The following is a 14089-nucleotide window of genomic DNA, read 5'->3' as shown; positions in this document are numbered from 1 at the left end:
ATATTCGCAGCACGCACATCTAAAACGGCAGATGAATTTGCGAGGTCGCGTTCTCTGTTATTTCATCGTCTATCGGCGATAACCTCCAATCAATAGACGTCTTACCAATACTCAACAAGTACTGATTCGCCCTTGAAAAAGGACGACTTCCTAAAAAGCCGCGGTAAGCCGATAAGGGGGAAGGATGCACACTTTCCAAAACACAATGCCGATCACGATCAATATGACGGCCTTTTTTCTGAGCGTATGCCCCCCATAACATAAACACAACGCCATCATGTTCTTGGTTAATTACCTCAATGATTTTATCCGTGAACGCCTCCCAGCCTTTGTCCTGATGGGATCCCGCTTTACTGGCCTCTACTGTCAAAACACTGTTTAGTAGTAACACGCCTTGTTCAGCCCAAGACAATAAATACCCGTGATCCACTGGCGCTATGTTTAAGTCTGCATTCAATTCTTTATAAATATTCACCAGTGATGGTGGGACTTTCACTCCCGGTTTAACCGAAAACGATAAGCCGTGCGCCTGACCCGCTCCGTGATAAGGGTCTTGCCCAAGAATCACCACTTTAACCTTGTGAAACGGAGTGGCTATTAACGCCGAAAAATACTCGGACGAATCAGGGTAAATCGTTTTTGTAGCACGCTCTGACTCTAAAAATGCCTGTAGGGATTGCATATACGACTTATTAAACTCATCGGCTAAATGCGCATCCCAATCACCTAATGTTTCGATCATTTACTTCTCTTATGCTGTGGTCCGTGGTTCTACTGAATGGAAAGGGTTTAATGAAGGCGTGGCTTTAAATTCATAATAATACTGCAACGACAATACGTCATTCGGGTTGACGGCATACTTTAATAGCAACCACGCCATCTCCCTTAACCCGTAGGCTTTAACATATTCCTGAAGCGCCACATGGGTTTGTGGCTGAGCCAACCCCTTTTGATACGACTCTAAAAGCAGCAAGGTTTGTCGATCATCCAAATTGTGGGATTTAACCACCACGGCCAAATCAAACAATGGATCTCCTGCCCCAGAATATTCCCAGTCAATCAGCCATAGCTGTTCATCATCCATAAGGATATTTTTGGGATTTAAGTCATTATGACAAAGCGCGGTCGCTAAAACAGCGTCCGGCGGTGTTAATTGGTTAAACTTGGTCAAGAGGTAATTATACTCGTCCACCACCGCAGTATCGCAGTGACAACGGATCAATATTTCTTGCAAGTAATGTTGAATCACATCAAACACGGCGTATTGGTGTTTTCCGATTGGCAATGACCGGTGAGCCGCTGCCAGTGCACCCGCTATTCTTGGGATGTCTCTATTTTTATGGATAATCGACCAATCCAATGAGGGTTGAGAAACAAATTGGCAAGCCACCGCCCCTTTTTGATCATGCCACATCACGGCAGGCGACAAACCAAGTGTTGCCGCACTTTTTAACGTGGCGATCTCTTCGCAACGATTAATGTAAAAAACGCCGTTATCAATGACGGGGACACGCAGTACCAAACGAGAAACGTGATCCCATCGAATCAAGTACACTTGATTTGAAAACCCCTCCTCAAACAAAGTGATTTCAAGCTTTTCTGTTGCTGGTAAAATGCCAGCCATATTTGCGAAATACTTAGATAATTCAGTCATTTTTCATCATTTTATTGCCAGAATTAGAAGTCGCTGTCAGAATGGACAACTGAACCATCCGAGTCAATAGACAACTTTGAAGCAGATCAATGAATAAACACGAAGACATTATTCGTAAAATCCAAGAACGACTGAGCACATTAAGCAAATCCGAACGAAAAGTTGCGGAAGCGATTCTTGCCGACCCGAAAACCACCATCCACTCAAGTATTGCAAAATTGGCCGCTAGAGCGGAAGTGAGTGAACCAACCGTTAACCGCTTTTGCCGCAGTCTAATCGGCAGTGGTTTTCCGGACTTTAAGGTTTCACTTGCTCAAAGCCTTGCGACTGGCACGCCTTATGTGAACTTGAATGTGGAACCTGACGATGCGCCAGGAGCGGTCACAGCCAAAATTTTCGAGGCGGCAAAAAACAATTTAACGCGCGCTCAGGAAATTTTACCTGAATCGTTAATCAGTCGCGCCGTTGATGTTCTTGCTCAAGCTCGACGCATTGAATTTTATGGTTTGGGCGCATCTGGCCCCGTTGCGAAAGACGCACACCATAAATTTTTCCGTCTAAACATGCCAGTGGTGGCTTATACCGACATATTGGTACAGCGTATGGCGGCAGCAGGCGCTCACTCTGGTGACGCTATTGTGGTGATTTCCTATACCGGGAGAACGCTACCACTGATTGAAACCGCACGGGTTGCAAGAGCTACCGGCGCATCGGTTATCGGCATCACGAACCCCGATTCTCCTTTGACTGAACATTGTTCCATTGTTCTACCAATTGAAGAGACGGAAGACACTGATATTTACACCCCAATGAGCTCGCGCATTGTCTATTTGACACTGATTGACGCATTAGCAACAGGTGTGCTTTTAAAACGTGGACCAGAATTCAACGCTCACCTTAAAAAGCTAAAACAAAGTGTCCAAGATACTCGCTTACCGAAAATAGAAAAGAAATAACGTACCCACAAGGCGCATGCTATTGCGCCTTGCTTCTTTACATTGCATCACGAAAATTCCTAAATATTTAACAAAATCCGTAGACTCAACGCAAAAATCAGATTTTTTTGCAACTTTGTCAGAGTATTTTGAAAGATTATCTTACCCTAGCCACTTAGAATCGGCGCGAGTCTTGCGATATGTCAAAATACGATCCATTCTATTTACTACCATGTGATTAATTTTTACCTCTGACATCAATGACCATCTCGAAAACACTTTTAAAGTGACAACATTTCGGAACACCGATAAATGACCTAATTTATCTAAGGTCTTTTCATCAATTTTTTTCTAACTAGGGGACAATAACAATGATAGAAAGCAGTTATGCGATCAGCCTTACATTCCTAGCCTATCTAGTCGTTATGCTAGGAATTGGGCTATACGCTTATAAACGTACTTCCAGCTCTGAAGATTACTTTCTTGGCGGACGCTCTTTAGGGCCTTGGCCTACCGCGCTTTCAGCCGGCGCATCAGACATGAGTGGTTGGCTATTGCTCGGTCTACCAGGCTACGCATTTGCAGCTGGCCTAGAAGCGGTTTGGATCGCAGGCGGTCTGTTGGTTGGTACATGGTTAAACTGGCTGATTTGTGCAAAACGCCTACGTACTTACAGTATCAAAGCAAACAATGCACTGACGTTACCAGACTTCTTATCCACACGTTTCAACGATAAGTCTAAGCTAATTCAAACTATTTCCGCCTTGTTCATTTTGCTGTTCTTCTTGTTCTACACAAGTTCTGGCTTAGTGGCTGGTGGCAAACTGTTTGAAACCGTTTTCGGTTTAGATTACACCTACGCAGTGATCATAGGCACAGTGTGTGTTGTGTCTTACACATTGTTCGGTGGTTTCCTTGCTGTTGCTTGGACTGACCTTGTACAAGGTTTAATGATGAGCGCAGCATTGGTCATCGTGCCTGTTATTGCTATCGATGGTGGCTGGTCTGACCTTTCCACTACCTTGATGAACAAGAACCCAGAGCTTTTGAATATCTGGACTAATGTCAGTGGCGAGCCACTTAGCGCTATTGCCATCGTTTCTCTTGTTGCTTGGGGATTGGGTTACTTCGGTCAACCACACATCCTAGCGCGCTTTAAAGCGTCTCGTTCAAACAAAGACATCAAAACAGCTCGTCGTATCGCCGTTGTATGGACAATGATTTCCATGATTGGCGCGTTGCTGATTGGTCTGGTTGGTTTGAACTTCGTTGACAGCAATCTTGCCGGCAACCTAGCAGACCCCGAAAAAATCTTCATGATCTTAGTCAATGCGGTCTTCCACCCAGTGGTTGCAGGCATCTTACTAGCGGCCATTCTTGCTGCAATCATGAGTACTGCAGATTCTCAACTATTGGTGTCATCTTCTGCACTAGCTGAAGATTTTTACAAACAGCTGTTCAATAAAAAAGCTACTCAGAAACAAATCGTAAATGTTGGCCGCTTTGCCGTGGTTGCGATTTCTATCATCGCTCTATTGCTAGCACTTAATCCTGAGAGCTCAGTACTTGGCCTAGTGTCATACGCTTGGGCAGGCTTTGGTGCCGCTTTTGGTCCAGCCATTCTACTCAGTTTGTTCTGGCGTAACATGAACCGCAATGGCGCACTGGCGGGCATCATTATCGGTGGCGTAACAGTGGTTGTTTGGAAACAGCTAAGTGGCGGTCTTTTCGATCTATACGAAATCGTCCCAGGCTTCATCCTATCAACGCTTGCCATTTTTGTTGTTAGCTTGACGACAGGAAAACCTGAAACATCCGTGACAGAATCTTTTGATGAGTACGAAAAAGCGCTTCATACAATGGATTAATTCATCGACTCTTTGAGTTGATGGAACACAAGGCCCAGATCGAATTTCGATCTGGGCTTTTTTTGAGTCCAGAATCAAAAGAAGCACGACAAATAACAACAACCAAACACCGAGAAAAATCAGAAAAAACAGAAAAAACAGGAAAGGAAAGGAAAGGAAAGGAAAGGAAAGGAAAGGAAAGGAAAGGAAAGGAAAGGAAAGGAAAGGAAAGGAAAGGAAAGGAAAGGAAAGGAAAGGAAAGGAAATTTTGGACAAAAAAATGGGGCTTGAAACAAGCCCCTAAACACCATTTACTAACAAAACTGTTAGTAGTCAGAGGAAAGGTTTAATCATTAAATAGACTACAAGCGCCCTGTTCTGCGCCACTCACCAATATGCGTTGTGCGCTAAATAATTCACGCCCCATGCCTTGATGGGAATCTGTTAAGTCTTGCTGCGCCGCTTCGCGATTATTCAGCTCTTCGTCTGAAATCAATACCGATAGCGTCCCTTCAACCGCATCCAAACGAACCATATCGCCGTCTTGGATTTTAGCGATCAGACCGCCTGCCAATGCTTCAGGCGTCAAATGAATCGCCGCAGGCACTTTACCGGAGGCACCAGACATACGACCATCTGTCACCAATGCCACTCGGTAACCTTGATCTTGTAAGTTACCAAGATACGGTGTCAGTTTATGAAGCTCTGGCATACCTAGCGCTTTTGGCCCTTGAAAACGGACAACAGCAACACAATCACGCTTCAACTCACCACTGGCGATGGCATCTGCTAAGGCATTCTGACTATGGAAAACAACGGCCGGCGCTTCGATAATGCGGTTTTCTTCCTTCACTGCAGAAACTTTAATGACTGAACGACCAAGGTTGCCTTTCAGCAAAGCCAAGCCGCCTTCCTTGCTAAACGGATTGTCGATAGGACGCACAACATCCATATCTAAGCTTTCATCCGTACCATCACGCCATACTAGGTTATCACCATCTAAGAAAGGCTCTTTGGTATAGTGCGTTAACCCCTTACCAACGATGGTATTCACATCTTCATGCAACAACCCTCCTTTTAGTAACTGCTTAACCAAAAATGCCATACCACCGGCGGCGTGAAAATGATTAATATCAGCTTGACCATTCGGGTAAATTTTAGTCAATGATGGCACGACTTTAGATAACGCAGAAAAATCGTCCCACGTCACAATGATGCCGGCAGAACGCGCATAAGCCACAATGTGCATCGTATGATTGGTTGAACCGCCCGTCGCTAACAAGCCAACAATTGAGTTAACAATGCTACGCTCATCCACTATTTCGTATAAAGGTCGGTAATCTCGGCCAAGAGCCGTGATTTTAGTAGACAGTTGCGAAGCGTATTTTGTCAACGCTCCCCGTAATGGATCATCTGGATTGACAAAAGATGAACCCGGAAGCTGAAGCCCCATGATCTCAACCAATAATTGGTTGGAATTTGCCGTACCGTAAAAGGTGCAAGTTCCTGCACTGTGGTAAGACGCCGATTCTGCCTCAAGCAATTCTTCACGAGTGGCCTGCCCTTGCGCATAACGCTGGCGAACAGCCGCCTTGGCGGCATTAGTAATTCCAGAACGCATCGGACCAGCGGGAATAAACAGCGCAGGCAAATGGCCAAAGCGTAACGCGGCGATCAACAGACCCGGTACAATTTTGTCGCAGATACCAAGATAAATAGCCGCATCAAACATGTTATGAGAAAGAGCAATGGCTGCGCCTTGTGCGATATTATCACGGCTGAATAAGCTCAGCTCCATACCGTCTTGCCCTTGTGTTACACCATCACACATAGCGGGAACGCCGCCTGCAAACTGCGCAACAGAGCCCATTTCTTTCACTGCAGAACGAATTTGATCTGGATACGCTTCATAAGGCTGATGCGCAGAAAGCATGTCATTGTAAGAAGACACAATACCAATGTTGGCTTCTTCCATTAATGTAAGTTTTTGCTTTTCTTGAGGTTGGCATGCCGCAAAACCATGAGCCAGATTACCGCATGACAATTTGCCTCGATGCGGACCTTGTTCTTGCGCTTTCTTCATATCTTTAAGGTATTGCGCACGCAGTACCTTGCTTCGCTCAATAATGTCGTTCGTTACCTTAGCAACAATCGGATTCATGCTTCTCTCCGTTTTTAATTCAGTTATCTCAGTAACCAGACTGACATGATAATTTTATGTAATATTACTACATTTTTAATTTATTTCACGCCTTAAAGGCAATTTAAATGAATAAAATAACGTCATTTTGTAATTTTTTTACATAAAGGATTCGAAATTCCAATTATTTCCGCTAAAATACGCTAACGTTTGTAATATAAATCTGTACAATATCAATCAAAGATCATTTACTGATCAAAATATAGCCATATTGTAAGGAATTTGTTACTAATCCTTGCTTAAAAAATTACTTATGTAGTATTTTTACGTCAAAGAACAATATTGAACGCGGAATGTTCGAATTCGAACACCCTGCATCTTTCGCACTATTTAGAGGTGAGTATGACAATTAAAGTAGCTATCAACGGTTATGGACGCATTGGACGCAATACGCTTAGAGCCCTATACGAGTCTGGGAAGCGTGATCAAATCCAAATTGTTGCGATCAATGATCTAGGCGACTCAAAAACCAACGCTCATTTAACGAAATATGACACCGTACACGGTCGTTTTAGTGAAGAAGTCACCTTTGATGAAGAAGCGCTTTACATCAATCAAGACAAAATCCGCACTTTCTCTGAACGCAATCCAGCTGACCTTCCATGGGCTGAACTAGGCATCGATGTTGTTTATGAATGCACCGGCTTTTTTACTACAAAAGAAAAAGCCAGTGCTCACATTTCTGCCGGCGCTAAAAAAGTGATTATTTCTGCACCGGGCAAAGAAGTGGACGCCACTGTTGTATACGGTGTTAACCAAGATGTACTTACTTCTGAAATGACCGTGATTTCCAACGCTTCTTGTACTACTAACTGCCTTGCACCCTTCGCAAAACCATTAAGCGAAAAGTTAGGTATTGAAAGTGGCTTGATGACAACCATTCACGCATACACAAATGATCAGCGCCTGTCAGACGTATATCACGAAGATCTTTACCGTGCCCGCGCTGCTGCGATGAATATGATCCCAAGCAAAACAGGCGCTGCAGCAGCTGTTGGCCTTGTTATCCCAGCATTGGTTGGCAAGTTTGACGGCTTATCTGTTCGAGTCCCTACAATCAACGTATCCCTTGTTGACTTAACTTTCTTAGCACCTCGCGAAACAACGGTTGAAGAGATTAACGGCATCATTGAAGACGCGATTAAAGCAGACCCAATTCTTGCTCAAGTGTTGCATGTAAACTATGAGCCATTGGTTTCTACAGACTTTAATCACAATGCCTATACGTCTAACTTCGATGCGACGCAAACTCGTGTACAAGGTAAATTAGTCAAAGTAATGGCTTGGTACGATAACGAATGGGGCTTCTCGAATCGAATGCTCGACAATACAATCGCATTAATGACTGCGAAATAGTCAAAATACACGAAGGCTGCTGACGCAGCCTTCGTCGTCTCTTATACTTCACTTCACGCTTTCTAATCTTTGGTATTTAAAATGACTCGTAGAACTAAAATTGTTGCCACATTAGGTCCCGCTTCCAGCTCACCAGAAATGATCGAAAAACTGATTTTAGCTGGCGCTAACGTTTTCCGCTTGAATTTCTCTCACGGTCAACCAGAAGATCACATAAACCGCGCAGAAGTGGTCCGTGAGATGGCGAAAAAGAATAATCGTCACGTCGCCATTCTAGGTGACTTACAAGGTCCAAAAATCCGTATCGCACGTTTCAAGAATACAAAGGTTGAGCTGATAGATGGCGCCACTTTTATTCTTGATGTCGGCTTTGACAAAAACAACGGTGACGAAACTCGCGTTGGTATTGATTACCCGCAATTAGCTCAAGACTCTCAACCAGGAAATGTCCTGCTGCTTGATGATGGACGAGTTGTTCTTGAAGTACTAGAAGTAAAAGGCCAAGAAGTGATTACCAAGGTGATTGTTGGTGGCGCTTTATCCAACAACAAAGGCATTAACCGTCAAGGCGGCGGATTATCTGCTGCAGCGCTTACCGATAAAGACCGAGAAGACATTAAAACTGCCGCAGCCTTAAACGCTGATTACCTTGCGGTGTCATTTCCGCGCAGCGCAGAAGATTTACACGAAGCTCGTGCATTAGCGGAGGCTGCAGGCCTTAAAGCGGGCATTGTATCCAAAGTTGAACGTGCAGAAGCTGTTGCAGACAATGAAACACTGGATGCCATTATCCTTGCCTCTGACGCTGTTATGGTGGCTCGTGGTGATCTAGGTGTAGAAATTGGTGATGCAGAATTGATAGGTGTACAAAAACACATGATCAAGCGCTGCCGTCAGCTAAACCGCCCCGTCATTACGGCAACTCAAATGATGGAAACGATGATCACCAGCGCGATGCCAACTCGCGCAGAAGTATTTGACGTCGCCAACGCTGTTCTAGATGGCACGGATGCGGTCATGCTTTCTGCTGAAACGGCAGCGGGTGCGTATCCTGAAGAAGTAATCAAAACCATGAACCGCGTTTGTTTGGGCGCTGAAAAGCAACCTGCAATCAATCGTTCTAAGCATCGTATCGATGTGACTTTCACGAGCATTGATGAAACGATCGCCATGTCTGCAATGTACGCTGCTAACCACTTGGAAGGCGTAAAAGCGATCATCAGTTTAACTGAATCTGGTACAACACCATTGCTTATGTCACGCATTAGTTCTGGATTACCGATTTATGCTTTATCACCCAATCAAGCAACCCTGAACAAAGTGAATCTTTATCGCGGCGTTACGCCTGTTGCGTTCTCCTCTCAGGAATTCAATGTCGATACGATTGTGGCTGGTTTAGTCGATCACGTTAAATCACTTAGACTTATCAAAGATGGCGACCTTGTCATTGTGACCAAAGGCGACCATTTAGTAAGCTATGGTACAACCAACATGATGAAAGTGGTAAAAGTCGGTGCAACCGAGGAATAAATCACGGTGAAAAGTAAAACCTTGCAACAAAAAACCATCACGACACCAGAGCGAAAAAATGTCGCTCTGGTGGCTCATGACAATATGAAGCCAGCATTGATCGAGTGGGCCGATAAGCACAAAAACAAACTCATCAAACATAATCTAATGGCAACGGGCACTACCGGTAACTTATTGCACAAGCAATTAAATGTTCCCGTTCAGTCTTTAATCAGCGGTCCCCTTGGAGGGGATCAGCAGCTGGGCGGGCTGATTGCCGAAGGTAAAATTGATGTATTGATTTTTTTCTGGGATCCGTTTGAACCTATGCCTCATGATCCTGATATAAAAGCCCTGCTTCGTGTCGCTGCAGTTTGGAATATTCCGATTGCTTGTAGTGTTTCTTCAGCTAACTTTCTGGTTTCATCTCCATTGTTTGAAAGTGAATTTGAACGGCAAGTACCCGATTACGATAAATACCTTCAAGAGCGACTTTAGTCGCTCTTTTGTTTTCATTGCAGCGCAAACACTTCTACCTACCTCAAGGCTCGCTGTTTCTGTCAAAATCGGCTATATTAGCCGCCAATTATTGTTCTCTTAAAATACGATAGGCCGAACGTTAAGAGTTCCAATTTACTGACTATATTCAGCGCTACTACCCCTAAACACCACGTTGAATACCACCTATAGGAGAGTTATTTTGCAAGCAGATGTTGCCCTAATAATGGGTTCAAAAAGCGACTGGGCCACTATGGAAGGTGCAGCTGAAATTATGGATATCCTTGGTGTCAGCTATCACGTTGAAGTGGTTTCCGCACACCGGACACCAGCAAAACTTGCAGAGTTTTCTGAAAGTGCAGTAGAAAACGGTTTTAAAGTCATTATCGGTGGTGCTGGCGGTGCTGCACATTTGCCAGGCATGGTTGCGGCTCATACTCGCCTACCTGTACTTGGCGTTCCGGTTCAAAGCAAAGCTCTAAATGGCATGGACAGCTTGTTGTCGATTGCACAAATGCCAAAAGGGGTTGCCGTTGGAACCCTAGCAATTGGCACTGCAGGTGCTTTTAACGCAGGTTTATTAGCATGCCAAATCTTAGCAATCACAAATCCAGAGCTTGCTCAAAAAATCGAAGACTTCAGAACCAATCAAACCGAAACGGTTCTGTCGAACCCAGATCCAAGAGAGGGTTAATCAATGTCAGTTTTATGGGTATTGGGAGCAGGACAATTGGGCGCTATGCTAAAACAAGCGGGAACGCCCCTAGGCATTGATGTACGCCCTGTTGATATAGAGTCAACGGACACATTAGCATTACAACCAACTGATATTGTAACAGCCGAAAGAGAAGAGTGGCCTGAAACCGTTGCAACCAAACAATTAGCAACCCACAACAACTTCGTGAACCTTTCTACCTTCCCACAACTTGCTGACCGACTAACGCAAAAGCAATGGCTTGATCGTTTAGAATTGGCTACAGCGCCATGGTTTCCAGTTGAAGCAGACTCTACCGCGACAACAGCGCATAAAACCTTAGGCGAACGCGTCTTATTAAAACGTCGTCGTGGTGGCTACGATGGCAAAGGTCAATATTGGTTAAAGCAATCTGAAAATATCGACATTCCTGAAGACTGGAAAGGATATGCAATTGCTGAACAAGCCATTAATTTTGATGAAGAAGTGTCGATCGTCGGTGTACGAGGAAGAGATGGTGAAACACATTTTTACCCATTAACACTTAACCTTCATATCAATGGTATTTTGTACGCTTCTATCTCCCCACTTGAGAGACTAAAGCCGTTACAAAATAAAGCGGAAGCCATGCTGAGCAAGCTAATGGATGCATTGGACTATGTAGGTGTCATGGCAATGGAGTGCTTCCGTGTTGGCGATGACTTACTTATCAATGAACTTGCTCCCCGCGTTCATAATAGTGGGCATTGGACACAAGCAGGCGCGAGTGTTTGCCAATTTGAAAATCATGTAAGAGCTGTAACAGGGCTCCCGTTAGCCGTAGCTGAAATTAAAAACCAGAGCATGATGGTCAATCTAATTGGTGTGGACTTAGATTACCAATGGCTTAACATCCAAGATCTTGAGCTGTATTGGTATAAGAAAGAAGTTCGTCCAGGTAGAAAGGTCGGTCATCTAAACTTTTGCTCTGGTAATTTGGAATTACTTCAAACAGCCCTAGCAGCATTGAAATTACCAGCACCTTATCCAGAAGCGCTTGATTGGCTCGCTCAAAATTTACCGAAGTAAGCAGCCTAACAAGACGAATGCCAATGCCGCTGTCAATTTGATGTGCGGCATTTTTGTATCAACTTAGCCGAATCACAACAACCGCTCTTCGAAACATCATCAAAAGCACAAAACGTGCAAATAAATGTTTAAAAAAACGCAAATTTAATGTTTTTGAACTTGTTTACTTTAAAAAACACCTTATTCTAATTGATCTGGCTAAAAACGGCGTGGTTAATATAAAAATAACAGCATATTCTAGATGCTGAATAAGGAACCTTGAATGAGTCACATTGAACTAGATAGCTATGATTGGCGATTATTAAAAGCATTACAAAGCAACGCAAGACTCAGTAACGTTGCACTTTCAGAGCAAGTTAACTTATCGCCATCACAATGCTCAAGACGATTACAAAGACTAGAACAGAATAACCTAATTGAAGCCTACTTTACTCAACTTAACGCTAGCGAGCTTGGTTTTCAAATTACAGCATTCGTCAGCGTCACTCTAGAAAAAAGCGTTAAACACGCTGACAAAGAGTTCAAACAAGCTATTGATGCGATTCCGCAAGTATTAGAATGTTATTCTGTCAGTGGGGAAGCAGACTATTGGTTAAGAGTGATCAGTGAGGATTTGCCTTCCCTTTCCGTATTTTTAAGTGAATCCCTCTCCAACCATCCCTGTGTAAGAGATCTTACTTCCACTGTTGTCCTAAACAGAGTAAAACACGCGCCCTTAATCCCCTTACCGAATTAACCCTAAATACAATAAAGCGGCACCAAGTGTCGCTTCAGGTCTCAGGTAAACGCATTACCATAACAACACCTACAAAAGTAATTGATGAAAATATTATCACCAACATTTCAAATGAAAGAGCATAGCTAAGTAAGCTCACACTACTCATTACTAATAAAATAAACCCAATGACAGTATTACTGACAGCCACATAACTTGTCCGCTTGTTCCCTTCACCTAAATTAATTAAATACGTTTTTCTACCAATTCGAATGCCCTGATGTGCGACACTAAGCAAAAAATATAAAATAGGAATAATCCATTCAATTATGGAAGCATTAAACTCATATCTCACACTGGCGAATAAGATAACACCTATACAAGCACTCAATAGAGATGAAATTAGCATTACCTTTCGACTAGAATAATCTGAAAACATTCCCCAGAAAGGAGAAGACAACAAAGAAGCCAAGCCACTAACCAACACAAAAATGCCCAAAGTGAGCACAGAGCTATTAGTAAGCCCTTGAGCGATCAGAACATAATAAGGGGCACTTAATGCCGCACACAGAAGCAAAGAACGAGCGATGACAAATCGACGAAAAACAGGGTCGTTTTTCAACAATCTAAACTCTTTCAAAATAGCCGATAAACTAGAAGCTTTTTCATGAACCTCAGTTAAAGGCTCTTTAATAAAAGAATAAACCAAGGCTGCAAACAACCAAATAAAGGTAGCCGCTGCAATTCCAATGATATAAAAGTTAACATTCTCCTGCAGCTGATCGAAAAAAAACAATATCGCAGATGCAGCAACCACAGTAATAAATCCAGATGCGCTAGAAGCCCAGCCTGTCACTCTGCCACGCTTGCTTTTAATAACTGTTTTTCCAAGGACATCTTTCGATGCAACAGAGTTCAAACCTCTCGCTATGCTAAATACGATTAACGTCCCTACTATTACCCAGCCAGCACTTGCACCCTCTAATACCAAGGCGGCAATGCCAATTACAACCACACAGAGAGATTGCACTATGCTACCTAGAATCCACACCCACTTTCTTCTTTTTAAACCATACATGAAATGAGCAATAAGGACTTGAGGTAACAGTGACCCAGACTCCCGAATGGGCACGAGCCAACCCAATAGAAATAACGGAGCACCAACACTACTCAACAGCCATGGCAAAGTTACTTTGGGATTAATGAGAACATCCCCTAAATTAATTAAAAACTGGGAAAAAACTAATTTATAGATATTTCTTTTATCCGTCTTTTGCTTTTCTTCATTATGATGCCTATTGGTGCTCAAGCTAAAAATCCCCCTGTTTAGTTATTAGATTTTATATCTAAAACATGAAATTAGGTCATTAATAATCTAACAATTTGAAATGACCATGATGTTAGCCCAATGGAAAGTCCAAGACCCCGACTGCCCATAACGAAAAAAAGCCCTGACAGGATAACCTATCAGGGCTTTCTAAATATAAAGCTTGATGATGATCTATTTTCACATGCTTGTCTGTTATAAAGCGCCCTATGTATTTATCCCTTTGTGGGATGCTTATCCCCTTGTGGGATGCTTATCCTCGTGGGACTGCCCTCGGCGACGGTGT

13 protein-coding genes are annotated in these 14089 nt (G+C 43.4%); 9 read left to right on the top strand and 4 right to left on the bottom strand.

Annotation, left to right across the window (positions count from 1 at the left end):
- Nucleotides 1-19: 19 nt before the first annotated feature.
- On the bottom strand, nucleotides 20-742 hold the full coding sequence (gene ung, locus N5P32_RS08675; protein WP_265728693.1) for a uracil-DNA glycosylase: 723 nt from the start codon (nucleotides 740-742) through the stop codon (nucleotides 20-22).
- 9 nt (nucleotides 743-751) lie between these two features.
- Nucleotides 752-1654, bottom strand: a complete 903-nt coding sequence (locus N5P32_RS08670; protein WP_265728692.1) for a phosphotransferase — start codon at nucleotides 1652-1654, stop codon at nucleotides 752-754.
- An 89-nt stretch (nucleotides 1655-1743) separates the two neighbouring features.
- Between N5P32_RS08670 and hexR the strand changes: the two genes are divergently transcribed.
- The 3 genes from hexR to N5P32_RS08655 all read left to right on the top strand — a co-directional run bounded on the left by hexR (nucleotide 1744) and on the right by N5P32_RS08655 (nucleotide 4786).
- A complete protein-coding gene (hexR, locus tag N5P32_RS08665; RefSeq protein WP_265728691.1) occupies nucleotides 1744-2610 on the top strand; it encodes a transcriptional regulator HexR in 867 nt (288 codons plus the stop codon).
- A gap of 350 nt (nucleotides 2611-2960) precedes the next feature.
- On the top strand, nucleotides 2961-4457 hold the full coding sequence (gene putP, locus N5P32_RS08660; RefSeq protein WP_265728690.1) for a sodium/proline symporter PutP: 1497 nt from the start codon (nucleotides 2961-2963) through the stop codon (nucleotides 4455-4457).
- A 62-nt stretch (nucleotides 4458-4519) separates the two neighbouring features.
- Nucleotides 4520-4786 (top strand): hypothetical protein, encoded by a 267-nt coding sequence (locus N5P32_RS08655; RefSeq protein ID WP_265728689.1) that lies wholly within the window; start codon nucleotides 4520-4522, stop codon nucleotides 4784-4786.
- Here N5P32_RS08655 and edd read toward each other — a convergent pair.
- A complete protein-coding gene (gene edd / locus N5P32_RS08650) occupies nucleotides 4783-6597 on the bottom strand; it encodes a phosphogluconate dehydratase (RefSeq protein ID WP_265728688.1) in 1815 nt (604 codons plus the stop codon). The two genes, N5P32_RS08655 and edd, sit on opposite strands and share 4 nt — an antisense overlap.
- Before the next feature lie 381 nt (nucleotides 6598-6978).
- Here edd and gap point away from each other — a divergent pair, with 381 nt between their 5' ends.
- From gap to N5P32_RS08620, 6 genes are all read left to right on the top strand, one after another.
- A complete protein-coding gene (gene gap, locus N5P32_RS08645; RefSeq protein ID WP_265728687.1) occupies nucleotides 6979-7992 on the top strand; it encodes a type I glyceraldehyde-3-phosphate dehydrogenase in 1014 nt (337 codons plus the stop codon).
- A gap of 81 nt (nucleotides 7993-8073) precedes the next feature.
- Nucleotides 8074-9522: a pyruvate kinase gene (gene pyk, locus N5P32_RS08640; protein WP_265728686.1), complete on the top strand. Its 1449-nt coding sequence runs from the start codon at nucleotides 8074-8076 to the stop codon at nucleotides 9520-9522.
- Nucleotides 9523-9528: 6 nt separating this feature from the next.
- The gene (locus N5P32_RS08635) at nucleotides 9529-9999 is read left to right on the top strand and encodes a methylglyoxal synthase (RefSeq protein ID WP_265728685.1); all 471 of its coding nucleotides are present in this window, start codon (nucleotides 9529-9531) and stop codon (nucleotides 9997-9999) included.
- A gap of 202 nt (nucleotides 10000-10201) precedes the next feature.
- Complete coding sequence (gene purE / locus N5P32_RS08630; RefSeq protein ID WP_265728684.1) at nucleotides 10202-10693, top strand: 5-(carboxyamino)imidazole ribonucleotide mutase; 492 nt, start codon at nucleotides 10202-10204, stop codon at nucleotides 10691-10693.
- A gap of 3 nt (nucleotides 10694-10696) precedes the next feature.
- Nucleotides 10697-11761 (top strand): 5-(carboxyamino)imidazole ribonucleotide synthase, encoded by a 1065-nt coding sequence (purK, locus tag N5P32_RS08625; RefSeq protein ID WP_265728683.1) that lies wholly within the window; start codon nucleotides 10697-10699, stop codon nucleotides 11759-11761.
- Nucleotides 11762-12023: 262 nt separating this feature from the next.
- On the top strand, nucleotides 12024-12497 hold the full coding sequence (locus N5P32_RS08620) for an Lrp/AsnC family transcriptional regulator (protein WP_265728682.1): 474 nt from the start codon (nucleotides 12024-12026) through the stop codon (nucleotides 12495-12497).
- Nucleotides 12498-12531: 34 nt separating this feature from the next.
- On the opposite strand, the gene N5P32_RS08615 is transcribed toward N5P32_RS08620, so the two are convergent.
- A complete protein-coding gene (locus N5P32_RS08615) occupies nucleotides 12532-13785 on the bottom strand; it encodes an MFS transporter (RefSeq protein WP_265728681.1) in 1254 nt (417 codons plus the stop codon).
- Nucleotides 13786-14089 lie beyond the last annotated feature (304 nt).

This window comes from Marinomonas pontica, from assembly GCF_026191375.1.
In the GTDB taxonomy this organism is placed as follows: Bacteria; Pseudomonadota; Gammaproteobacteria; order Pseudomonadales; family Marinomonadaceae; genus Marinomonas; species Marinomonas pontica.
The sequence above is the reverse complement of the archived record's forward strand: the minus strand, read 5'-3'. Positions and strand labels throughout refer to the sequence as shown.

What these genes read in the sequence shown, in the direction of transcription:
- gap (WP_265728687.1), top strand. Translation starts at nt 6,979, where the DNA reads ATGACAATTAAAGTAGCTATCAACGGTTATGGACGCATTGGACGCAAT.
- purK (WP_265728683.1), top strand. Translation starts at nt 10,697, where the DNA reads ATGTCAGTTTTATGGGTATTGGGAGCAGGACAATTGGGCGCTATGCTA.
- edd (WP_265728688.1), bottom strand. Translation starts at nt 6,597, where the DNA reads ATGAATCCGATTGTTGCTAAGGTAACGAACGACATTATTGAGCGAAGC.
- hexR (WP_265728691.1), top strand. Translation starts at nt 1,744, where the DNA reads ATGAATAAACACGAAGACATTATTCGTAAAATCCAAGAACGACTGAGC.
- pyk (WP_265728686.1), top strand. Translation starts at nt 8,074, where the DNA reads ATGACTCGTAGAACTAAAATTGTTGCCACATTAGGTCCCGCTTCCAGC.
- putP (WP_265728690.1), top strand. Translation starts at nt 2,961, where the DNA reads ATGATAGAAAGCAGTTATGCGATCAGCCTTACATTCCTAGCCTATCTA.
- N5P32_RS08670 (WP_265728692.1), bottom strand. Translation starts at nt 1,654, where the DNA reads ATGACTGAATTATCTAAGTATTTCGCAAATATGGCTGGCATTTTACCA.
- N5P32_RS08620 (WP_265728682.1), top strand. Translation starts at nt 12,024, where the DNA reads ATGAGTCACATTGAACTAGATAGCTATGATTGGCGATTATTAAAAGCA.
- ung (WP_265728693.1), bottom strand. Translation starts at nt 742, where the DNA reads ATGATCGAAACATTAGGTGATTGGGATGCGCATTTAGCCGATGAGTTT.